Source organism: Cupriavidus sp. GA3-3 (assembly GCF_000389805.1).
GTDB lineage: Bacteria > Pseudomonadota > Gammaproteobacteria > Burkholderiales > Burkholderiaceae > Cupriavidus > Cupriavidus necator_D.
The window spans coordinates 135060-156561 of sequence record NZ_KB944504.1 but is presented as its reverse complement, the minus strand read 5'-3'; the positions used below and the strand labels follow the sequence as shown (position 1 = coordinate 156561).

Sequence of the window (21502 nt, the reverse complement as noted above, 5' to 3'; positions counted from 1 at the left end):
GGAGACATGAAACAGAAATGCGTGGCAATCGCCGCCGCGCTGGCGCTGCTCGCGCCGGCGCTGGCCAGTGCTGAAGTGAAGGTCGGCATTCTTGCCACCCTTTCGGGGCCGTCGGCCGATGTCGGGCGCGACCAATACGATGGCTTTCTGCTTGCCGTTGAGCAAGGCGGCGGCAAGCTCGGCGGACAGCCGGTCCGCCTGATCAAGGAAGATGACCAGGCGCGCCCGGACGCAGGGCTTGCGGGGGTGCGGCGACTTCTCGAACTTGAGCGCGTCGCCACGCCGTATTTCGCCACCTGGACCGTCGGCATCGTGTTCGCGATGATCGCCGCATTCATGCCGCTCAATGTGCTGGCCGAGTTGATCAATATCGGCACGCTCTCCGCCTTCACGCTGATCTCGATCGCGGTGCTGGTGCTGCGCCGGACCCGTCCGGAGCTGCCGAGAGCTTTCCGCTGTCCCGGCGTGCCGGTGGTTCCGCTGCTATCGGTGGGCTTCTGCCTGTTTCTGATGGCGCACCTTCAAGCGCTGACCTGGATCGCTTTCCTCATTTGGCTGGGGATCGGCCTGTCGATCTACTTCCTGTACGCGCGCCGCAACGCGGTGCTGCACGGTGGCCAGGTAGCACGCGGTGCCAGCCGTAAGAGTCCCGAGACACGGTAAGCGGATGTGGAGGCCGACCTTGGGGTAAGCGAAAACCCTAGCCCCGCCCGCACCGAGAAACTGGGTAAGATGCCAACCCGGCGCCGGCGCGACAAGATCGCCCGCAGCCGAACGGGATTGGGGCTCCAGACCCCATCAACGCCGCACCGCACTGCAACCCAGGCGGTGTGTCAAGGAAGGCAGAGCTACAGCTTTGCATTCCCCACGTCATGGAGAAGAAGTTGAACGACCGTACCCACGCGGCGGCCGCTGTCCGCCTTTTCGGCACCGGCGAAGGCCTGTCCCACGAGCGCGTAACGCTCGCCACCGATCCGGAATCCGGCCTGCAGGCCATCATCGCCATCTACAACACCAGACTGGGCCCCGCATTCGGCGGCTGCCGGTACTGGGCCTATCCCGCCGAAGCCGACGCGCTGTCCGATGCGCTGCGCCTGTCACAGGGCATGGCCTACAAGAACGCCCTCGCCGGGCTGCCGTTCGGTGGCGGCAAGGCGGTGATCCTGCGTTCCCCGGCGCAGACCGACCGCAAGCAACTCTTCCGCGCCTTCGGCCGCATGATCGAGTCGCTGCAAGGCAGCTATATTACGGCCGAGGATGTCGGCACGACGGTGGACGACATGCGTGCCGTTCAGGCCGAGACCCGCTACGTCAGCGGCATGCCGCGCGACGGCGGCTTCGGCGGCAATCCCTCGCCGTGGACGGCATACGGCGTGTTCGTCGGCATCGAGGCGGCGGCGCTGTATCGCCTGGACCGCAAGTCGCTCGCCGGCTTGTCCGTGGCCGTCCAGGGACTGGGTTCGGTGGGCTGGGAGCTTTGCCGCCGTCTCCATGAAGCGGGCGCCACCCTGACCGTGGCCGATATCGACGCCGGCCGCACGACGCAGGCGCAACAGCAGTTTGGCGCCAGCGTCGTATCGCCGGAAGCCATCACGGCCGTCGACGCCGATGTATTCGCGCCTTGCGCGCTGGGTGCCGTCATCACCCCGGCCGTGGCCGAAAGCTGCCGTTTCCGGGCCATCGCCGGCGGGGCAAACAATCAACTCGCTTCGCTCGCCGAAGGTGACATCCTGCACCAGCGCGGGATCTTCTATGCGCCCGACTTCCTCATCAATGCCGGCGGCATCGTGAGTTGCGCCCGGGAATACCTCGGCGGTGTCGACGACTCGGACCTGCGCGACGAAGTGGCAGGCATCCGCGAACGGGTGCTCAGGCTGGCGCAACGCGTGGAGTCGACCGGCCAGGCGCCGGCGCGCGCGGCGGTGACATGGGCGCACGAGGTGTTGTCGCGTGGCATCGGGCCGAACTGAGCGTCGCGTCGACCAGGAGGAAGCCGATGAACGAATTCCCGAAGCCCCACAGTTCGACCAGCGCCAGCGCTGGTTGATGTGCTGGCTGGGGAATACGCACGGGCGCGAGCGGAGACGGCGCGGCTGATTTAGGCAGCTACCAACGCATAGCCGCCATTGGCCTCGTGAACGCGGCTTCTTAGGTGAACCGAAGCCTTACCCGAGGCCTTCGGTATCCAGGGACTTGCGCACAGCCGGCCGCTCCCGCATACGGAGATACCAGGTCCTGAGATTCTCCAGGCCGTCGAAGTGGATGTCGGTCTTGTAGACCGACTCAAGCCACTCGGCTTGGCCCCATTGGGTTAGGGAATAAAGGTAGGCGTCGGCGACAGTGTAGGTGTCACCCATCAGATAGTCGCGGCCGGCGAGTTTCTCGTTAAGCCAGGCGTAACGCTTTTCCAACTTCGGCTTCGCAGTCTCGACGCCGTACTTGCCCGCCAGCCTCGCATAGAGCAGCGGAATGAAGCCCTTATGGATCTCGGAAGTCAGGAAGCTCAACCACTCCTGCAGACGATAGCGGTCGATGGTCCCGTTCGCCGGGGCCAAGTTCGACTCGGGTTTCATATCTGCCAGATACTGAACAATGGCCGGCCCCTCGCACAGCCGCGTGCCGTCGTCGAGTTCAAGGAGTGGGACGTAGCCAAAAGGACTGAGTTCGAAAAAATCGCGACCGTCTTCAGTTTCGTGAGTTTTGTAGTCCACCTTCGCGAGGGTTACGTCCAGCCCCAATTCATTGAACACGATGTGGGGCGACAGCGAGCAAGCACCCGGAATGTAGTACAGCTTCATTTCATATCCCTAAAGGTCATCGCAAAGCGGCGTGCCTTGCTGATGGATCGAATGATGCTGAAGATGGTATAGAAAGGGAAGAAGGCACTAAAATGTGGTGTAGGTACATTTTTTATACCTATGACTGAGAGGCTTCCATGAAGACGGCTGTGTCGGGATGTTCGGTAGAGGAAGCAATGCGCCTGCTGGGCGGCCGGTGGCGGCTGCTGATCGCCTCGTACTTACTCGAAGGGCCGAAGCGTTTCAACGAACTGCGAAGAGAGATGCCAGACATTTCGCAGCGCATGCTCACCCTGGACCTGAAAGCACTTCAGGAAGTCGGCCTGGTGAAGAGAACAGCGTTTCCGACTGTTCCTGTTACGGTGCAGTACGAACTGACAGAGGATGGCGCGCGCCTTGCGCCTGTTGTGGAGGTGATGCGGGAGTTTGGGCTTTGGGTGAAGAGCCGGCCAAGGCCACCGCAGGCGCCAGAACCATATCCATTAGCCCACGAAAATCCGGCCGGCGGCGTCGTGCAATAGCAGAAGCGTCGTCATGGACGTGGCCATCAAGACAGGTTCTCATAAAGGGGGGCTTTGCCGACTACGCCGCCCCTGTGTGGCAGTGAGTGCCGCGGCGCCGCCACGCGCTGAGGCAGCCCGCCATTGGCGCGGCTTTCAGCAGCGCATGCCGGTCAATGCCCTTCCTCGATATTGAGGATTTTCCCCAGGCCCAGGAAATAGTTTGCAAAGGCAAGCACGCTAGCCGTCACGGCTATATAGACAACTGACAGCGCGGCCAGCGTCGGATCGGCAAACTCCCGCACATAGTTGTACATGGAAACGGGCAGCGTCTGCGTGTCTTGCGTGGTGACGAAAAGCGATGCGGTGAATTCACTGAACGACATGATTGCCGCAAACAACCAGCCGCCAAACAGCCCCGGCGCGAGCAGCGGAATCGTAATCGTGAAAAGCACCTTCAGCGGCGACGCACCGAGGCTTGCTGCCGCCTGTTCCAGCCTTGCGTCCAGGTTTTCCATGGAAACATAGACGCTCTTCAGCACGAACGGCAGCACCAGCATCACGTGACACAGGATGACGACGCCATATGAGCGGTGTATGGAGGCCTGTGATACCAGGATGAGCAGGCCCAGCCCCAGCGTGAAGTGCGGCACCACGAGCGGGGAATGCAGGATGGCCAGCAGCGTCTGCTTGCCGGGGAATTCCAGCCGTTTGACGGCAATCGACAGGCAGGTCCCGATCACCAGCGCAATCAACGAGGACCACCCGGTGATGACCAGGCTGGCGCGGAATCCATCTCGAAAATCCGGATAACTGAAGACGCGTGCAAACCATGTCAGCGAATAGGATTCAGGCGGGAAAGTGATGATCGCCTTTTCGTTGAAGGCGGCGATCGTCACCACCACGACCGGCAGCAGCACGAATGCAAGCAGGATGGCGACGAGCAGCGGGCCCGCGACACGCAGCGGCAAAGGCAAAGCGCTTTTGATTCTCATTTCTTAGTGTCCTCCAACGACTTTCAGTCGCTTGGTGAACAGCCCCAGGGAAAAGAGCGCTGCGGCCGTCAGCAGCAAGCCCATCACACTCAGGCTGGCCGCCAGCGGGAAGTTCATGGAAGCGAAGCCAAGCTGGTACACCAGTGTCGAAACCGTCGGCACGCGGCCTCCGCCAATCATCTGAGGCGTCGCAAAGGCGCTGAAGGTCCAGGCGAACGCAGTTGTGATGCCAGCCAGAATACCCGGCATCGAAAGCGGCAGCGTGACCGTGAGGAAGGTCCTGACCGGGCCGGCACCCAGGCTCTGGGCGGCTTTTTCGTAGTCGCGGTCGATATGCGAAATTGCCGTGGCAAGCATCAGGACCACGACGGGAATCGTCACGTGCACCAGCGCGACCAGCACGCCCAGGTGTGTGAACATGAGTTCCAGTGGCCAGTCGATCAGGCCGAGCTTTCGCAGCGCGCCATTGATAAAGCCATTGCTGCCCAGGACGGCGATCCAGGAGTAGGTCCGCACGATTTCCCCCAGAAACAGGGGCGTGATGGACACCACGAGGATGAAGGACTTGAGCGCCCGGCTCCTGACGCGCACCAGGGCATAGGCCAGCGGGTACGCAACCAGCAGCGAAAACACGGTCGTCTCCACGCTCAGCCACAAGGTGTTGGAGAACGCGTCGAGATAAATCGACTTGGTCAGGTCGCTGAAGTTGGCGAACGTGAATCCGCCGACATCCAGGGAGCCGGGCACATACGCCCGGAAGCTGAACTGCAGGACCGCAATCAACGATACTGCGATGCACAGCGCGACAAGTACTGCCGGGGAGACCAACCAGGCTCGTGAATCGGGGCGCATTCTTAAACCTTATTCCAGATGCTCAATCGGCGAGGGAGGATCGGCGCGGTGCATTGCCGCGGCGACCCTCCCTCCACACTCTTGCTAGCGGGCTCAGTTCATGACGTTTTCAGTGAACCACTTGCGCCATTCCGCAGTCTTCTCGGCGCGCAGCTTGTGGTCCACGAGGATGGCCTTGTCCCACTGCTCCTTCGTCGTGAACACGCCGGGCAGCTTGGCGTCTTCAGGCGAAACCCTGGCGTCGTCGACGACGGGGCTGGCCTTCTTCAAGGCCACGATCTTCGACTGGACTTCCGGGGACAAGGCGATGTTCATGAACTTGTAAGCCAGATCGGCCTTGGTGGAGCCCTTCGTGATGGCCATGGTATCGATGCCGAGCACAGCGCCTTCCCTGGGCGTGACCAACTTGACCGGCACGCCCTGGCTGATCATGTGATAGGCGTTGATCGACAGGATGACCTGCACGGGCGTTTCGCCGGTGGCGATCAGCTGCTGCGCATTGGCGTCATTGGTATAGAACGCCTTGAAGTTGGGCTTGAGCGCCTTGAGCTTGTCCTGCCCCTTTTCCCAGCTTTGCGCATCGCCACCCGACAGCATGGCGGAAACCGCGACCACATGGCTCGGATCGAAGTCAGGCACGCCAATCTTGCCTTTCAGGGCCGGGCTCCACAGGTCGTTCCAGCTCTCGAACTTGACGCTGGGCGGCACCAGGTCGGCGCGATAACCGATGGTATAGACATAGGCCCAGCTGCCGATGTGATACGGGCTGATCCTGGCGCGCTCGACAAGATGCTTGTAATTCGGAATCTTGCTCGTATCCAGCTTTTCAAAGAGATTGCCGTTGGCGTAGAGCCAGCCGACGTGGGAAGTCGTGAAGGTAACGTCGCTCTCGGGCTTGGAGGCAAGCTTCGCCTTGTTCAGGCGGTCGATGGTGCCGCCCGTGATGTACTTGACCGGTACGCCGGTTTGCCGCGTGAATTCCTTGCCGATGCTTTCATCGATGAGGTCGCGGAAACTGCCGCCCCAGGTGCTCACCACCAAGGCTTCCTGGGCCCATGCCGCCGTACTGCCAAGCGTGGCGGAAAGCGCGCAAAGTGCCAAAAGCTTGCGAATCGTCATTTACTAACCCCCAATCGAAAAGATAAACATCTGATAGAACTGGAAATACGCTTGAACGTGCCACCGGGAAATGCAATCACAAGCAGCGACGCGTTGCTGACGCAACGACGTTGACGCAATGACTTCGAATTACGGAGCCTATGATGTGAAAGTCGTACCAGGCGGCCAAGTCGGCTTTTTCGTAGGGGTGCCTCACATTTCCCGATGGGGTTGTGGATGGTTCCGCCGTCTGGAGCAGGTTAGCGGTCGTGTGAGGTTCGGTGGTATTCGGAAATTCCTAAACGGCCGGCAGGAAAATACAAATGGCGCCGCCAGCGGCTGCACATGACCATGCAGTCGGGTGCATCGCCCCCAATCTCCCGCCACCTGCCGAATCGATCCGAATCGACCATGAAGCATACCCGCATCCGTACCTTCAACACCAAAGTCACCTACCCGGAACAGAATCTGGACAACGACCTTTGCCAGGCCGTTGTCGCGCGAGGCCGTACCGTTTTTCTGCGAGGGCAGATCGGCCAGAACCTCGACACCTCGGAGAGCGTGTGCATCGGGGACGTCGCCGGACAGGCGGAGCAGGCCATGGCCAATATCGCGATGCTGCTCAAGGAAGCCGGCGGCGAGCTCGAGGACATCTGCAAGATCACGATCTACATCATCGACCCTCGCTACCGCGAGGCGGTGTATCGCGTCGTGGGCCGCTGGCTGAAGGGTGTCTTCCCGGTCTCGACCGGCATCGTCGTATCGGCCCTGGCCCGCCCCGAGTGGCTGGTAGAGATCGACGCCACCGCTGTCATCCCCGACTGAGCTGCCATGACCTTTTCCATCATTGCACGGTGCCCGGCCACCGGCCAGTTCGGCGCCGCCGTGGCGTCCTCGTCACCGGCGGTTGCCTCGCGCTGCATCCGCGGCCGCAAAGGGGTCGGCGCAGCCGCGAGCCAGAACATTACCGACCCGGATCTGGGGCCCCTCGCCCTGGACCTGATGGCCAGCGGCCTGACGCCGGAACGCGCCCTCGCGGAACTGCAGAAGCGCCCCCATATCGAGTATCGCCAGCTCATGGCCATCGACGCGCACAACCCGCCAGTGGTGTTCACGGGTGCCAGGGCGCTCGGCACCCTGGCAAGCGTGGTCGGCACCCATGCCGCATGCGCGGGCAACATGCTGGCGACGCGTGAAGTGCCCCAGGCCATGCTGTCGGCCTTCGAGCAGACCGAAGGCGCGCTCGCGGAACGGCTGATGCAGGCCATGCTCGCCGGCCAGGCCGCCGGCGGCGAGGAAGGTCCGGTGCATTCGGCAGGCCTGCTGGTGTACGATGCGCAAAACTGGCCTGTCGTGGATCTGCGCCTGGACTGGGTAGAAAACGACCCGGTCGAGGCCCTCCATGCCGCCTGGCAGGTTTACGCGCCGCAACTGAAGGACTATGTCAAGCGAGCGCTCGATCCCCGCGCGGCGCCCAGCTTTGGCGTTCCCGGAAACCTGTGACCAGTCCGACGCATCGAATGAAGCGTGACAGCGCTGGTCAGGCAGCCGGCACTCGAAAGGGCAAACCTTCTCCAGTACACTGGATCGTTCCCCTTTTCCTGATCTCGACATGCTCAATCGCATTTCCCTGCGCCAGATGGAGTATTTCGTCGCAACGGCGAAGCATGGCAGCATTGCCGCTGCGTCGACGCAAATCCATATCTCCTCTCCCTCGATCTCCGCAGCGATCGCCCATATCGAGGCCGAACTGGGCGTGCAGCTGTTCGTGCGCCATTCTTCCAAGGGCATTGGCCTGACCACCATCGGCAAGCTGGTCCTGCATCACTGCGAAGATATGCTCGGACGGTCGTCCCGACTCTATGAAATCGCCTCCGATTCGAGCGACGTCATCCAGGGCACCTTGCGGGTGGGAAGCTTCCAGTCGCTCACGGCAATGATTGCGCCCGAGGTCATCTTCGGCTTTTCGCGCGCGTTCAAGAAAATCGAGCTGCAGATGGTCGAAGGCGATCAGGAAGTCTTGATGAACAAGCTCCATGCGCTTGAGATCGACGTGGCGATCACCTACGACCTGCACCTTGAGGACGACATCCAGTTCGAGAGCCTGGCGACGATGCCGCCCTATGTCCTGGTGAGCGAGGTCCATCCGCTGGCGCAGCAGAAAGTCGTCTCCTTCGAAGAGCTGGCGCCCGAACCCTACGTCCTGCTCGATATGCCGATGAGCCGGGACTATTTCACCTCCCTGTTTGAAAAGGCAGGCGTGACGCCGAACATCGCGGCGCGTTCGCAGTCCACGGAAGTGGTCCGGTCCATGGTCGCCAACGGCATTGGCTACGCACTCTTCAACGTGCGCCCCAAATCCGATCAGTCGCTCGATGGAAAGCGCATGGTGCGGGTCCGCCTTGCCGGTACCCATCGGCCCATGCTGCTCGGCCTGGCGACTTACAAGCCGATGAAACAGTCAAGATTGACGAGAATCTTCATGGAACGCTGCCGCGCTTATATCTCCGACCAATACATCCCCGGAATGAGCGCTCCAAGTTTCTTCGATCCCCATATAGCAGCGCCGCTGAAATCGGCGTCCTGAAGCGCCGCCAGCCGCATCGGTCATGCCGTGTTTCGGCAATGCCCCCTCAAGAAGGGCCAGAGATGGAAAATCAAGCCTCCTCCGCAAGCGTCTCTCTCCTGGAAACGCTCGTTTCTTTCGCATCGGTTTCCCTGACGCCAAACATCGCGCTCATCCACAAGGTCCAGGACATCCTGGCGGAAGCCGGCATCGAATCGATGCTCGCGCCCGACCCGCAAGACCCCAGCCGCTCCAATCTGTTTGCGACGGTCGGTCCGGTGGGCGTTCCGGGCGTCCTGCTCTCCGGCCATACCGATGTGGTGCCGGTGGAAGGCCAGCCCTGGACTTCACCCCCGTTTGAGGCAACGCACCGGGATGGCCGCATCTACGGACGCGGCACAGCCGACATGAAAGGCTTCGTGGCCTGCGCCGTCACCGCCATGGTGGCGGCCGCCCGGCAGCCGCTCCGGCGCCCCTTGCAGCTGGCGCTGTCCTTCGATGAGGAAATCGGCTGCGTAGGTGTGCGCCACCTGCTGCGCCGCCTGGAGCACAGCCTCCCCGCACCCTACCTGTGCATTGTCGGCGAGCCGACCCTGATGCGGATCGGCACCGGTCACAAGGGCAAGGCTGCCTACCGGGCGGTCTGCTGCGGCCAGGCCGGCCACTCAGGCCTGGCGCCCAGGTTCTTCAACGCCATCCACATGGCCAGCGACCTCGTCGCATCCCTGCGGGACGTGCAGCGTGAACTGGCGCAAAGCGGCCCGCGCGAGGAGGGCTACGGCGTGCCCTACAGCACGGTCCACGCCGGCGTCATCCACGGCGGCCGCGCCTTGAACATCGTGCCCAGCGAATGCGAAGTCAGCTTCGAGATTCGCAACGTCTCGGAAGATAAACCCGAGCAGATCCTGAAGCGCGTCCTGGAACGCCTGGCCGAGCGCGTCAAAAAAGAGGCGCTGGATCCTGCGGCGCCGTTGCCAGACATCCAGATGACGAACAGCTATCCCAGCCTGAACACCCGCGAGGATTCGCCTGCTGTCGGCCTGCTCGCCTCGCTGCTCCCCGCGGGCACCCCATGCGCCAGGGTGGACTATGGCAGCGAGGGTGGATTGTTCCAGCAGATCTGGAATCAAACGCCAGTGCTGATCTGCGGGCCCGGGAGCATTGAAGTCGCACACAAGGCCGACGAGTATGTGGAGCTGGCGCAGATCGAAGCCTGCGACCGCATGCTGGCCGGCCTCGTCGAATTTCTCTGTCGATAAGCCTGGCATTCTGGCCAGCTTTGGCCCGGACGCCTCACGGACGCTATCAAAATGAAGTCAGCAGGATGCTGCGATCGACCGACTGGATATCCGTCTTGCCGCAAAACGCCATGGAGAGATCGAGCTCGTTCTGAATGATGCTCAAGGCCGTGGTCACGCCTAGCTCGCCGAGGGCGCCCAGGCCATACATCATGGCGCGGCCGATATACGTGCCACGCGCCCCGAGCGCGATGGCCTTGAGCACATCCTGGCCCGAGCGGATGCCGCCATCCATATGGACTTCCACCCGATCCCCGACGGCTTCCACGATGCGTGGCAATGTGGAGATCGATGACGCGGCGCCGTCCAGCTGGCGCCCGCCATGGTTCGACACAATGATGGCATCGGCGCCGCTTGCCAGCGCCAGCCGCGCATCCTCGGGGTCCTGGATGCCCTTGACGATCAGCTTCCCATCCCACCGCTTCTTGATCCATTCAATATCGTGCCAGGACAGACGCGGATCGAACTGCTCCTGAGTCCACTCCACCAGCGCCCCGATATTGTCGACGCCCCTGGCATGCCCGACGATATTGCCGAACTGACGGTGTCTGGTACCCAGCATGCCCATGCACCAGCGCGGCTTGCTCGCCATGTTCACAAGGTTGCGCAGGGTCGGCTTGGGCGGCGTGGACAGACCGTTCTTCTTGTCCTTGTGCCGCTGGCCGAAGACCTGCAGGTCCATCGTGACCACCAGCGCCGAACAATTGGCATTCCTGGCACGGTCGATCAGGCTTTCGACAAAGGTCCGGTCGCGCAGCACGTACAGCTGGAACCAGAACGGATGGCGCCCGGTCGCTTCCGCCACCGCCTCGATCGGGCAGATGCTCATGGTGGACAAGGTGAACGGGATGCCGTGCCGCTTCGCCGCGCGCGCGGCCAGGATTTCTCCATCGGCGTGCTGCATGCCGGTCAACCCGGTGGGCGCGATCGCCACCGGCATGCTGACCGGCTGGCCCACCATGGTGCTGGCGGTGCTGCGCTCGGTAATGTCCACCGCCACGCGCTGGCGGAATTCGATACGCTGAAAATCCGCCTCGTTGGCACGGTAGGTATATTCGGTCCACGAACCGCCGTCGACATAGTCATAGAACATGCGCGGCACGCGCTTTTTCGCCAGCCTGCGCAGGTCTTCAATGCACGTCATCTCGGCCATGGGAACTCCCTTGAAAAAAACAAAAGCTGCCGGATCGCCCGATCCGGCAGCTCGTGCGTGCAACCTCGTTACCAATGACAGGTCACCGTGCAGCCTCAGGAACAGGCTCAAGACCGCTCATACGTCATATATCCGTTCTGGAGCACGATATGGTCAGCGATGTATTTCGCATCGTGCCAGACGCCATAGATGAAGGACGACGCCCGGTTGACCAGATTCGGCAGGCCCAGGAAATAGATGCCGCTTTCCGCGGAGATGCCGCGCTTGTGGAACGGATCGCCCTTCTCGTCGAAGGCATTCTTCACGTTCAGCCAGTTGAAATCAAACTTGAAACCGGTCGCCCAGAGGATCGTGGTGATGCCGGCTTCAGCCAGGTCGAGGTTGAGGATCGGGTGCTTAAGGCACTCCGGGTCCGGCAGCAGCTCCCAGGCGTCAGGTTCCGGCGGAAACGGCAGGCCATTCTCTTCGATATAGGCATCCGCTTCGCGCAGCACGTCGAAGTAGGCGCGGTCGCCTTCGGCGATGTTCTCGGGCAGGCCTGGCTCGAATGTCATGACGCCATCCTTGTAGGATTGGGTCAGGCCGACCAGGTTGATGCCCGCGTGCGCCAGGCGCCGGAAATCGACGGTCTTGCCGCCTTCATAGCCGCTCACGGCGAAAGCGACGTGCGCCTTCTTGGGCCGGATCCTCACTTCATCCCACAGGCCGAGGGCGCCCAGCCACCAGCAGTAGTCACGGCCACGGTACGCGCGCGGCGGGCGGTAATGCTCGCCGACCGAGAGATAAACCGTCTTGCCGGCCTGGCGCAGCTCTTCGGCGATCTGTGAGCCGGAAGCGCCCGCGCCCACCACGAGCACCCCGCCTTCCGCCAACTGGCCCGGATTCTTGTAGGCCGAGGAATGCAGCTGCCGGATTTTTTCGCTCTCAGGCACGATCTTCGGATAGGCTGGCTTCTGGAACGGGCCGGTTGCGGCAACCACGTTGTCTGCCTCGATGATTCCGTCGGAAGTCGTCACCCTGAATCCGGGACGCCCTTGATGCCGTTCCACCTGCCTGACTTCCACGCCGGTACGGACCGGCGCCTTCAGCATGGCGGCATAGCTCTCGAAATACTGCGCCATGCGCTCTTTCGACGGAAAGGCCTCCGGCGAGATGCCCTCGAATTTCATCCCGGGAAAACGGTCATGCCAGGCCGGTCCATTCGCGACCAGAGAATCCCAACGTTCCGAGCGCCAGCGTTCTGCGATTCGGCTGCGTTCCAGCACGACATGCTGCACACCCATGTGCGCGAGATGCTCGCTCATCGCGATGCCCGCCTGGCCAGCACCGACCACCACGGTGTTGATTTTTTCCACTGACATTTGAATTTCCTAAGAATGATCGCCCCGGTCAGTCGCCCCGGCACGGAAGCTTCGACGGCAAGGCGTACTGGCGCCCTGGAGACATCGCTCATCGACGGTGGCCAGTTTGATGAAGCCCACCTCGTTTGAAAATCACGTTTTTCAAACTCAGGACTTAGGAAAAAGTAAAGCGCGGGCCGAAGGGTTCGGCACTGCCCCCCGCACCCGCGCACCACAAGGCGTTCCCGGCCATCGCATCCGCGCCGCCTGCGCCTGAAAACGGGCATTTCGTTTTTTCCGAGGGACCGCATCAGTTTCGGCAAAGTCCCGATACTGGCTGTTTGACTTATCCTGCTTGCCAGTACCAGCTCGGCCTCGATGTCATTGGGCCCAAGCCTGGAGCACGGCATACTCCTCAATCTCTGTACACCTATGAACGTAGCCAACTCCGAGCCTGCCGCACAGCAACCCCACGCACAGCCCGATACCGCAGTCAGCCTGGAAAAGGTGGTCAAGAAGTATCACGACCACACCGTGCTGCACGAGCTCTCGCTGAAGATACGACGCGGGGAATTCCTCACCCTGCTGGGCCCGTCCGGCTGCGGCAAGACGACGCTCCTCAACCTCATCGCCGGCTTTGCGGAAGCCGACACCGGCGAGATTTTCATCGATGGCCAGCCGGTGACCTGCGAGCCGCCGCACAAGCGGCAGATCGGCATCGTCTTCCAGAACTACGCGCTCTTTCCCCACATGACCGTCGAGCGCAATATCGGCTATGGCCTGCGCATGCGGGGCGTGGGCAAGGACGAAATCGCACAGCGCGTGAAGCAGGTGATGGACCTGGTGAAGCTGGACGGCCTGGGGCACCGCAAGCCGCGCGAACTCTCGGGCGGCCAGCAGCAGCGCGTGGCGCTGGCGCGGGCGCTGGTGATCCAGCCCAAGGTACTGCTGCTGGACGAGCCCTTCTCGGCCCTGGACAAGAACCTGCGCGGCTCCATGCAGGTAGAGATCCGGGAAATCCAGCGCCGCTTGCGCCTGACCACGGTATTCGTCACCCACGACCAGGGCGAGGCGCTGGCCATGTCCGACCGGATCGCGGTGATGTCGAACGGCATCATTCGGCAGATCGCGTCGCCGGCCGAGCTGTATCAGAACCCGCAAGACCCGTTCGTGGCGTCCTTCCTGGGCGACGTGAACATCCTGCCGGCGCATTATCACGGCCAGACGGCAACGGACGTGCAACTGCGCCTGGGCTCGGGGCTCATCAGCGTCCCGCATGCCCGCCTGGCCGACGCATCGCACGACGGGGAAAGGCTGGACGTGTACGTGCGCCCGGAGCACATCAAGCTTGAGCATCTGCATTCTGAATCGGTGTTGAGCGGCACCGTGATCAATCACGTCTACCAGGGCGATCACATCAATACGTTCATCGACGTGGACATTCCGATGACGGCCCGTCAGGTCGTCACGGTGCGCAGTGCGGGCCTGGGCGCCATGCAGCAATGGCCCATCGGCTCGGTCGCGGGACTTGCGCTGCCCGATGAGGGCGTCAGCATTTTCAGTCCGCAGAAGCGGACGTAAGAACAGATGCAAGATCGCAACGCGAAGGAATAACGCAACGCGTCAGACAACGCCGCCTGAGAGAACACACCCATGACCAGTCTTCCCCGCTCCATGCAAGCCATCATCGCCCGTGAACCCGGCGACGCCGGTGTGCTAACGCTGGCCGAGCGCCCCATGCCCGAGCCCGGTGCTGGCGAAGTCCTGCTGCGCGTGCTCGCCGCCGGCGTCAACCGGCCCGACATCATGCAGCGTCAAGGTATCGCGAAGCCCGCGCCCGGAATCACCGACGTGCTCGGCCTGGAAGTCTGCGGCGAAGTGGTGGCCTGCGGTCCCGGTGTGGACAGTCAGCTGATGGGTCAGCGGCTGATGAGCCTGGTACCCGGCGGCGGCTATGCGCCGTGGTGTACGGCGCCGGTCGATCAGTCCTTCATCGTGCCCGGCACGCTTTCCGATGCCGAGGCAGCCGCCTTGCCCGAGGGGCTGTTCACCGTGTGGCACAACCTGTTCGAGCTGGGCCGCCTGACCATGGGTGAAACCGTCCTGATCCACGGCGCAGCCGGCGGTATCGGCACGCTCGCGATCCGGATGGCGCATGCCGCCGGCGCAACCGTCATCGCCACGGACAACGACGAAAGCCGTTTTCCGGAACTGCGCGCCATGGGCGCCGACGCGACGATCTGCTGGCCCACCACCGATTTCACCAAGGCCTGCCTGGAGTACACCGATGGGCGCGGGGTCGACGTGGTCATCGACATCGTCGGCGGCGACTATGTCCGCCGCAATCTTGCCGCCATGGCCTTCGGCGGCCGCCATGTCAGCCTGTCCTTCATGCAAGGCTCGGCGGTCAATGTCGAACTGCTGACGCTGATGCAGCGCCAGGTGAGCCTGCACTCGTCCACCATGCGCCCCCAGAGCCATTACGAAAAGACCCGGATGGCCCAGAGCCTTGCCCGCCATGTCATCCCGCTGCTGAAAAACGGACGGGTCAAGCCGCGCATCCACGCCACCTTCCCGCTCGCGGAGGCGGTCGCGTCCCACCGGATGCTGGAAAGCGGCAAGGTCTTCGGCAAGCTGGTCCTGATCCCCTAGAGCCTGTCATCCAATCAAGCATGCTGAAACTTCTTTTCGCTCCGACCTCGCCATTCGTGCGCAAGGTCATGGTCTGCGCACACCTGACGGGGCAGGCCGAGAACATCGAACTGCTGGACAGCGCCGCCCATCCGGTGCGGCGCGACCCGCGCATCGCGGCCCACAACCCCCTCGCCAAAGTCCCGACGCTGATCCTGGAAAATGGCCAGGCCATCTATGACAGCCGGGTGATTTGCGAGTACCTGGCCAGCCGGGCAGACGCCGCGGACATCTTTCCCGCCTCCGGCCCCGCGCGGTGGACGGCCCTGACCCGCCAGGCGCTCGGCGATGGCCTGCTCGACGCCGCGCTGCTCGCGCGCTACGAACGGACCGCGCGCCCCGAGGAAGTCCAGTGGCCCACGTGGCGCGAAGCGCTGCTGACGAAAGTCAGCGCCTGCCTCGAGTCAATTGACGCCATCGCACCGGACCTGGTGGAAGAACAGCCCACCATCGGTGAAATCACCATCGGCTGCGCGCTGGGGTATCTGGACTTCCGGTTTCCCGAACTCGATTGGCGTGCCCAACACGGCAACGCAGCACGCTGGAATGAGGCTTTCCAAAGCCTGCCCGCCATGCTGGCCACGCGCCCCCATGAAGGTTGAGATAACAGAGGTCAGAACATGAGCGAGAAGATCACCATCTGGTTCCTGAACGGCCCCAACGCCAATCTTTATGGCCTGGACGCCAACAAGACCTACGGCAGCGACAGCTTTCCGGTGCTGCAGTCACGATGCGAGCAAAAGGCCGCGTCGCTGAATGCCGACCTGCGCTTCTTGCAGTCAAACTACGAGGGACAGCTGGTCGACTGGATCCAGGAAGCGCGCGGCGTGGCGGACGGCATCATCATCAATGCGGCCGGCCTGACCTACTCGTCGATTCCGATCCTCGATGCCTTGCTGTCTTTCCCCGGCAAGATCATCGAAACCCATATGAGCAACATCTGGAAGCGCGAGCCGTTCCGCCACCACTCCTACATCTCAAAGGTGGCGGATGGCGTGATCGCCGGGCTGGGCGGCGACGGCTACGAATTCGCCATCGAGGCCGTCACGCGGCTGGTGCAGAAGGGCAGAGCAGCGGTCTGATTTCCATGCGCACCCGGAACGGCAGCAGGATGTACTCTCGCTGCCGTCCTTGCCATTATTCTCAAGGCAGTTGCCAAGATGCCAATTTCTGAAGACACCCCCTCGGGCGCGCTGGCTTTCTACAGCGCCTTCGACGATTTCGACACGTGGAAGCGCGCGCTCCGGGCCCAGCTTCCGAATCTGAAGGTCATTCACTCCAGCGAAATCACCCGGCCGGCCGACATCCACTACGCGCTCGCCTGGAAACCGCCGGAGAATTTTTTTGCCGGGATGACGAACCTGCGCCTGATCGTCAATCTGGGGGCGGGGGTTGATTCACTGGTTCAGCGGCAGGATCTGCCCCAAGGCATTCCGATCACACGGCTCACGGACCCGCAGATGGCGCGCATGATGGCGGGGTACGTGCTGTTCTCTGTGCTGCGGCACGCCCGGGACATTCCGTACTTCGAGCAGGCGCAGCGGCGGGGTGAGTGGGCCTACCGTCATCCCCGTTCTCCGGAAGACATCCGCGTGGCGGTTCTGGGGCTCGGTCAGCTGGGCGCGAAAGCGGCCCACGAACTGCAGCGCCAGGGGCTCAAGGTGATCGGCTGGTCGCGCAGCCCGGCGCAGATCGAAGGCGTGGAGTGCTTTGCCGGACTGGAAACGCTCGACACCGTGCTCGGACAGGCGGACATTGTCGTCGTGATGCTGCCGCTCACGCCGCAGACGGCTGGCATCCTGGATCGCGCGCGACTCGAGCGGCTGCCGCGAGGCGCGGCCTTCATCAACGTTGCGCGGGGCGCACTGGTCGATCAGGCGGCGCTTACGGACCTGCTCCAAAGCGGCCACATCGGCGGGGCAACCCTGGACGTTTTCGAGCGCGAACCTTTGCCTGCCGGGGATCCGCTGTGGAGCATGCCTAATGTGCTGATCACACCGCACCTGGCTTCGGTGGCGATTCCGTCATCGGCGGCGAGGCAGATTGCGGAAAATATTGTTCGCGTTTCTGCCGGCGAATTGCCGGATAACATCATTGATCCAGCACGCGGATATTGAGGTATGGGCTACGTCCGGTGCAATGCGCCGGACGCGTGGAAGGGGCGAGAGACGCGTAGCGACAAAGCGTTCTATTTGGGCTTGGACACATCCAGAACGAACACATCAATTAGCCCAGTGAGTTCTGGCGGTAGCGTTGCCTCGATGTTACTTTTTAGTTCCTGAGCGCTTCCAATCCCGTGATTTTTGCGCCCAGCAACTTCTTCGTCCGCACCAAACCAAATGGCGAGGAAAATGCCCTGATGCTCTGCGTCTGGGTGGATGGAGTAGCGTTCATAAAGCTGAGCGGAAGCGGCTGTGTATAACTCCCTATGCCACTGTCCTTTAACCTCCGTAACAAGCAGTCGTCTTTTCCCGCCGATCGACTTTGCGACCGTGAAGTCACTTCGTTTCGCAGCCTTAAGATGATGCTCTGGTGTCACAGTGATGTTTTGTGGTTGTAGCCTCAGGCTTAAACGCTCAGCAATGATTTCAGTACACGGTTCTTCATCAAGCCGTTCACTCTTCTCATAAAATCGATTTGCGGAATTGTACTCGCCACCGGCAATCGCTCTCTGAAAATCTTGGAGCTCTTGGATCACGAGTTCACGCAAGCCCTCCACAGTCACCACAGCGTCGCGGTCCAGTCGATTTACGATTTCCCGCGGCGTTGGCGGTTCGAAATCCCTCAGTGCTTTCTTCCTGACTTGACCGGCATGTATGCTTTTCAAGTCCTTGTGCAGGTCTACGAAGCGCGGATCGGTAAGAAGCCGGTCGAGGACAGGAATCGCCTCATCGGAATCATCTGAGTCAATTGACCAGATCACTTCGGTCAAAAAGCGATAGGCGCTCTCTTCTTTTGGACTTCCCGTTCCCCAGTGACTTGGTAGATCTACCTTAGGCCATTTGTCGATGAAGGCCTCTAGAATGCTTTCTACCTTGCGCGGCGTGAGTCTGGGCCAATGGGGACGATCGCTACGGACCATTCGTCCGGACCTCTCGTAAAGCAGATGAACAGTGTCTTTATCAGCTCTGAGCCAATTCCAATACGTTGCAGGCGGGTCGTTCAGGAAGTACCATGCCCGCACGAACCAGAATGTGCGCTTTTGTTCGATGTCTCCATTGCCAGTCGCGTTGGGCCATTCTGACATAAACTCTGCGCAACGCTTCGCAATGACTTCTTTCAAGTCTTCACGATTGCCATACTGGGCGGCAATTTCAAAAAGCGTATCTAGTGGCCCAAGAGCCAATCCACGAAAGCCTCTAAGCCATTCAATTGATAGCGTAGCGCGCGAATGACTGAAGACGTCTTCGCTGCTCAGTAACCAAACTTCAGGATGCATACACTCAGGCTGTACTAGTTGTGGCTCAACGTACTGCCGGAGAAAATCTTCGGCATTCGCGATATTAGGAAAGACTAGACGGTCAACTTCAGATTTTAGTGCATCGCGGTCTTCATTGGAGACTGCACTGTAGCCCATGTGAATGTTAGTTCGCAGCGCTTTCAGGAGTCGGAGATCAACCTCTTCCAGGTTGCCTTTAACGCGCATGATCTCCAAGCAAGCCGCATAAAGGATCGTTTCAGAGTGTACGCCCTGTGAAGCACACTGTAGTTCAGCTAGCTTGAGCAGATCGGGGACGTGCGGAGCTATGAAGTCGAGACAGTTTCTGAGCGCATTTCGAACGAGCGTCTCATCGCCAAACTCCCGCTCAATCTTGTCTGGATGCATAAGCACTAAGTCTGCGAAGCGAACAAGGCAACGCCAATGGCGCCCACTTTCGACAAGCTCCCGGTTGTCTTGGACATATTTGCTGTTCGCTGCGCGGATGTCGTCTTGTAGCTTGTGGCGGCGCTTCATCCTTCGGGTATGCCTGAAACTCGGCATTCGGTGTTCTCGTTCGAATTTAGCCGCAGCCCTGTTGGACTTGACCCACTCTCGCATGAACGAGGGGTTCTTCAATGCCTGCTCGCGCATATGCCGCCGCAAGCTGTCCGCGCCTCGTTCTCCCTTATTTCGATGGTACTGATTCCTAGCTATGAAGCTCGTCCACAAATCCGAGTTGTCGGTCTCAAACGCCAGATCGACTACGAATCTGTGGTCATCAGTGTGGAAACGAAGGCCGGAGTGGGAGTTCAAATCGAACTTATGTATCTTGATCTCAAAAATCTGGTCTCGATCAGTCAGTTTCCCGAATACATGAGCGATAATGCCCTGACGCAAGCCATCGTCTTGTTGAAGCACTTGAACCGCCTTGCTTTGACTTGCGACCTTTTGCTCATGAAAGTTCAGGTTTCCGACCCATTGCCATACGCGTTTTGGGTCAAAGGGAGGCGTTGCCAATTCGAAGTAACGGTCCAGCATTAGACCTATGATCTTGCTCATGCCGTTTCGACAATCACACTCGTAAGACTCCTTGCCACATTTGCAGGATAGGTCTTTGGTTAGTTCATCCAAAAGCCACTCGATAGGTGCTAAGTCTAGCGCGTCGATGAAGCGCTTCACGAAGTAGCGCGCACCTATTGTGCGCTCACGGTGCTCTTGGTGGCTGGGATAGAGATTTGTACAGACCCGAAGGAAGTCTGCTAAGTAAGCCCGATCGAATGTTTCCGGGCATAGGGTTTCGATGATCTTGGCCGCGACCTTCAGCGAGGTTTGACTTGCTTCGGAAACGAGAACCGCCAAGTCAGCGCGATGGTCGTGACCCCCTATGTGGAGCAAACATCTACTCGCCAAAAGACGCGTGTTCTCGCTTTCGTTCGGCGTTAAAGTGAGTTGGCGCAATTCATCCCGTAGCGGCTCAATTGCTGGCGACCCCGCCAAAAGCTCAAGAATCAGATCGCGCAAGTGGCCGTCACTTCCGGTCACGAGAAGCGGTTTGATCTCCTTCACAACATCTTGGGTGAAGAAGCCCGCAACACTGAACCTGCGCCAAAAATCCCCCCTTCGAAAGTAGGGGTCCCTGGCTTCAATTTCTTTTAGCCGCTTTACAAGCAGGCGCTTTGACGAATGTTCAAGCTGGGAAGGGTCGCCGTTCGCAAGCACTGCATAAGGGTCAAGTTCGATTGCGGCTTCCTCTATAGGCTTGTTGCCTAGTGCTGCCATCCAGCCCAGCAGCCCCCGGAGTTCATCCCGGACCGTGGAGTTCGGGGCGATGATGGGTAGGCACTTTGGCAGTGTCAGCGGATCCGCCGGGTCCGCTATCCGCTTGGTAAGATAGGCGGCTGCACAGTATTCAGCGACGATCTTGTGAATCGGACGGTGTTGATCCGAGCTGTCGCCGGGCTTGAAAAGTCGAGTTGCTAGGATGCCGTCAACCCCTGTGTTGCCACTAAACAGTGACGCCAGCAATGGATACAATCGGTCTTCAGTGGCTTCGCTCGTGCCAACACCTTCAGCACCGGACAACAAGAGCTTGGCGAAAGCTTCGGACGAAAGGTCAACTTTTTGAGTGGTCGAAAGTGTCGGATTGGTTCTCGCAACATTGATGTTTGCTTCCCTCGCCAGACGTTCAACTGCTTGTGCGAAGATTGATCGTTTGTCAGTAAATTGTCTTTCGCTCTCGATATAGGCATCAGCAAACAGTTTCAGAAACTGAGGATTTGGGAGGAGCGTTTCTAAATCAAATCGAGCAACTTCGGCCTGGAACGCTGCGAAGTCCTCACTTGGAACATGGTGATCAAAGATCGCCCGCTGTTCCGCCTCATCAAAATCGAATAGCCTGACCACTAGAGGTGGTTGTCCCAGAAAGTCTTTGAATGCATTAGTAGCAGCGCTGTCCCACTCACTGGACCGACTCGAAATGATGACGTGCGTTGGATTTGCCCTTCTAGCGTTAGCGAGAAGCCCATGAATGCCTGTTTGATCGACCTTGGCCAACTCATCAAATGCATCGATCACGAGTGGGCAATTCTCTACATTGGCTCCAACGTGCCTGAACACGTTTGCGGTTACGGCAGAGGTGCCCAACTGTTGAGCAAGGCTCCCCATAAGTTCAGTTTTCCCACCTCCGGGTTCGGCCAAGACAACAACGTAATTCGAAGCAGTTAGCAGCGCTTCTTCAGTGTACGTCCTGTCATTACTCGAGAGTCTGCGTGGGAGGTAGAACGTCGAACT

Annotated in this window: 18 protein-coding genes and 2 pseudogenes; 13 read left to right on the top strand and 7 right to left on the bottom strand. The window is 60.5% G+C overall.

Annotated elements, in window-relative coordinates:
• Window positions 1-6 precede the first annotated feature (6 nt).
• From C265_RS33255 to C265_RS29200, 3 genes and pseudogenes are all read left to right on the top strand, one after another.
• A pseudogene (locus tag C265_RS33255) lies at window positions 7-267 on the top strand (ABC transporter substrate-binding protein); the annotation flags it as partial.
• A gap of 9 nt (window positions 268-276) precedes the next feature.
• Window positions 277-663, top strand: a pseudogene (locus tag C265_RS33250) (amino acid permease C-terminal domain-containing protein); the annotation flags it as partial.
• A 209-nt stretch (window positions 664-872) separates the two neighbouring features.
• On the top strand, window positions 873-1970 hold the full coding sequence (locus C265_RS29200) for an amino acid dehydrogenase (RefSeq protein WP_081645168.1): 1098 nt from the start codon (window positions 873-875) through the stop codon (window positions 1968-1970).
• 195 nt (window positions 1971-2165) lie between these two features.
• On the opposite strand, the gene gstA is transcribed toward C265_RS29200, so the two are convergent.
• Window positions 2166-2798 carry a glutathione transferase GstA gene (gene gstA, locus C265_RS29195; protein ID WP_010812553.1) on the bottom strand — a complete coding sequence of 211 codons (633 nt, stop codon included), beginning with the start codon at window positions 2796-2798 and terminating at the stop codon, window positions 2166-2168.
• A 137-nt stretch (window positions 2799-2935) separates the two neighbouring features.
• Between gstA and C265_RS29190 the strand changes: the two genes are divergently transcribed.
• Entirely contained in the window at window positions 2936-3319 is a 384-nt protein-coding gene (locus C265_RS29190) for a helix-turn-helix domain-containing protein (protein ID WP_011616605.1), read from the top strand.
• A gap of 152 nt (window positions 3320-3471) precedes the next feature.
• On the opposite strand, the gene C265_RS29185 is transcribed toward C265_RS29190, so the two are convergent.
• The 3 genes from C265_RS29185 to C265_RS29175 form a co-directional block, all read right to left on the bottom strand.
• Window positions 3472-4293: an ABC transporter permease gene (locus C265_RS29185; protein ID WP_011616606.1), complete on the bottom strand. Its 822-nt coding sequence runs from the start codon at window positions 4291-4293 to the stop codon at window positions 3472-3474.
• Between the two features lie 3 nt (window positions 4294-4296).
• Window positions 4297-5145, bottom strand: coding sequence for an ABC transporter permease (locus C265_RS29180; RefSeq protein WP_011616607.1), 849 nt, complete (start codon window positions 5143-5145; stop codon window positions 4297-4299).
• Between the two features lie 93 nt (window positions 5146-5238).
• Window positions 5239-6264 (bottom strand): ABC transporter substrate-binding protein, encoded by a 1026-nt coding sequence (locus tag C265_RS29175; RefSeq protein WP_037025618.1) that lies wholly within the window; start codon window positions 6262-6264, stop codon window positions 5239-5241.
• 390 nt (window positions 6265-6654) lie between these two features.
• Between C265_RS29175 and C265_RS29170 the strand changes: the two genes are divergently transcribed.
• The 4 genes from C265_RS29170 to argE all read left to right on the top strand — a co-directional run bounded on the left by C265_RS29170 (window position 6655) and on the right by argE (window position 10068).
• Window positions 6655-7068 carry a RidA family protein gene (locus C265_RS29170; protein ID WP_010812548.1) on the top strand — a complete coding sequence of 138 codons (414 nt, stop codon included), beginning with the start codon at window positions 6655-6657 and terminating at the stop codon, window positions 7066-7068.
• Between the two features lie 6 nt (window positions 7069-7074).
• Complete coding sequence (locus C265_RS29165) at window positions 7075-7746, top strand: DUF1028 domain-containing protein (RefSeq protein WP_010812547.1); 672 nt, start codon at window positions 7075-7077, stop codon at window positions 7744-7746.
• A 109-nt stretch (window positions 7747-7855) separates the two neighbouring features.
• On the top strand, window positions 7856-8830 hold the full coding sequence (locus C265_RS29160) for a LysR family transcriptional regulator (protein WP_010812546.1): 975 nt from the start codon (window positions 7856-7858) through the stop codon (window positions 8828-8830).
• A gap of 62 nt (window positions 8831-8892) precedes the next feature.
• A complete protein-coding gene (argE, locus tag C265_RS29155; RefSeq protein ID WP_010812545.1) occupies window positions 8893-10068 on the top strand; it encodes an acetylornithine deacetylase in 1176 nt (391 codons plus the stop codon).
• 46 nt (window positions 10069-10114) lie between these two features.
• Here the strand turns inward: argE and C265_RS29150 are convergent, their stop codons facing one another.
• Together C265_RS29150 and C265_RS29145 are read right to left on the bottom strand one after the other, a co-directional pair.
• Window positions 10115-11260 (bottom strand): alpha-hydroxy acid oxidase, encoded by a 1146-nt coding sequence (locus C265_RS29150; RefSeq protein ID WP_010812544.1) that lies wholly within the window; start codon window positions 11258-11260, stop codon window positions 10115-10117.
• 107 nt (window positions 11261-11367) lie between these two features.
• Window positions 11368-12621, bottom strand: coding sequence for an NAD(P)/FAD-dependent oxidoreductase (locus C265_RS29145; protein WP_010812543.1), 1254 nt, complete (start codon window positions 12619-12621; stop codon window positions 11368-11370).
• Between the two features lie 411 nt (window positions 12622-13032).
• Here C265_RS29145 and C265_RS29140 point away from each other — a divergent pair, with 411 nt between their 5' ends.
• The 5 genes from C265_RS29140 (at window position 13033) to C265_RS29120 (ending at window position 17408) form a co-directional block, all read left to right on the top strand.
• Window positions 13033-14181, top strand: a complete 1149-nt coding sequence (locus C265_RS29140) for an ABC transporter ATP-binding protein (RefSeq protein WP_010812542.1) — start codon at window positions 13033-13035, stop codon at window positions 14179-14181.
• Window positions 14182-14253: 72 nt separating this feature from the next.
• On the top strand, window positions 14254-15252 hold the full coding sequence (locus tag C265_RS29135; RefSeq protein WP_037025615.1) for an NAD(P)H-quinone oxidoreductase: 999 nt from the start codon (window positions 14254-14256) through the stop codon (window positions 15250-15252).
• A 20-nt stretch (window positions 15253-15272) separates the two neighbouring features.
• Window positions 15273-15893, top strand: coding sequence for a glutathione S-transferase (locus tag C265_RS29130; RefSeq protein ID WP_010812540.1), 621 nt, complete (start codon window positions 15273-15275; stop codon window positions 15891-15893).
• 18 nt (window positions 15894-15911) lie between these two features.
• Window positions 15912-16373, top strand: a complete 462-nt coding sequence (locus C265_RS29125; protein ID WP_010812539.1) for a type II 3-dehydroquinate dehydratase — start codon at window positions 15912-15914, stop codon at window positions 16371-16373.
• A 78-nt stretch (window positions 16374-16451) separates the two neighbouring features.
• Window positions 16452-17408, top strand: a complete 957-nt coding sequence (locus tag C265_RS29120; protein ID WP_010812538.1) for a glyoxylate/hydroxypyruvate reductase A — start codon at window positions 16452-16454, stop codon at window positions 17406-17408.
• 71 nt (window positions 17409-17479) lie between these two features.
• Here the strand turns inward: C265_RS29120 and C265_RS31930 are convergent, their stop codons facing one another.
• The gene (locus C265_RS31930) at window positions 17480-21286 is read right to left on the bottom strand and encodes a hypothetical protein (RefSeq protein WP_210401236.1); all 3807 of its coding nucleotides are present in this window, start codon (window positions 21284-21286) and stop codon (window positions 17480-17482) included.
• Window positions 21287-21502 lie beyond the last annotated feature (216 nt).

Coding starts and splice junctions, on each gene's coding strand:
- C265_RS29200 (WP_081645168.1), top strand. CDS start 873: ATGGAGAAGAAGTTGAACGACCGTACCCACGCGGCGGCCGCTGTCCGC.
- gstA (WP_010812553.1), bottom strand. CDS start 2,798: ATGAAGCTGTACTACATTCCGGGTGCTTGCTCGCTGTCGCCCCACATC.
- C265_RS29190 (WP_011616605.1), top strand. CDS start 2,936: ATGAAGACGGCTGTGTCGGGATGTTCGGTAGAGGAAGCAATGCGCCTG.
- C265_RS29185 (WP_011616606.1), bottom strand. CDS start 4,293: ATGAGAATCAAAAGCGCTTTGCCTTTGCCGCTGCGTGTCGCGGGCCCG.
- C265_RS29180 (WP_011616607.1), bottom strand. CDS start 5,145: ATGCGCCCCGATTCACGAGCCTGGTTGGTCTCCCCGGCAGTACTTGTC.
- C265_RS29175 (WP_037025618.1), bottom strand. CDS start 6,264: ATGACGATTCGCAAGCTTTTGGCACTTTGCGCGCTTTCCGCCACGCTT.
- C265_RS29170 (WP_010812548.1), top strand. CDS start 6,655: ATGAAGCATACCCGCATCCGTACCTTCAACACCAAAGTCACCTACCCG.
- C265_RS29165 (WP_010812547.1), top strand. CDS start 7,075: ATGACCTTTTCCATCATTGCACGGTGCCCGGCCACCGGCCAGTTCGGC.
- C265_RS29160 (WP_010812546.1), top strand. CDS start 7,856: ATGCTCAATCGCATTTCCCTGCGCCAGATGGAGTATTTCGTCGCAACG.
- argE (WP_010812545.1), top strand. CDS start 8,893: ATGGAAAATCAAGCCTCCTCCGCAAGCGTCTCTCTCCTGGAAACGCTC.
- C265_RS29150 (WP_010812544.1), bottom strand. CDS start 11,260: ATGGCCGAGATGACGTGCATTGAAGACCTGCGCAGGCTGGCGAAAAAG.
- C265_RS29145 (WP_010812543.1), bottom strand. CDS start 12,621: ATGTCAGTGGAAAAAATCAACACCGTGGTGGTCGGTGCTGGCCAGGCG.
- C265_RS29140 (WP_010812542.1), top strand. CDS start 13,033: ATGAACGTAGCCAACTCCGAGCCTGCCGCACAGCAACCCCACGCACAG.
- C265_RS29135 (WP_037025615.1), top strand. CDS start 14,254: ATGACCAGTCTTCCCCGCTCCATGCAAGCCATCATCGCCCGTGAACCC.
- C265_RS29130 (WP_010812540.1), top strand. CDS start 15,273: ATGCTGAAACTTCTTTTCGCTCCGACCTCGCCATTCGTGCGCAAGGTC.
- C265_RS29125 (WP_010812539.1), top strand. CDS start 15,912: ATGAGCGAGAAGATCACCATCTGGTTCCTGAACGGCCCCAACGCCAAT.
- C265_RS29120 (WP_010812538.1), top strand. CDS start 16,452: ATGCCAATTTCTGAAGACACCCCCTCGGGCGCGCTGGCTTTCTACAGC.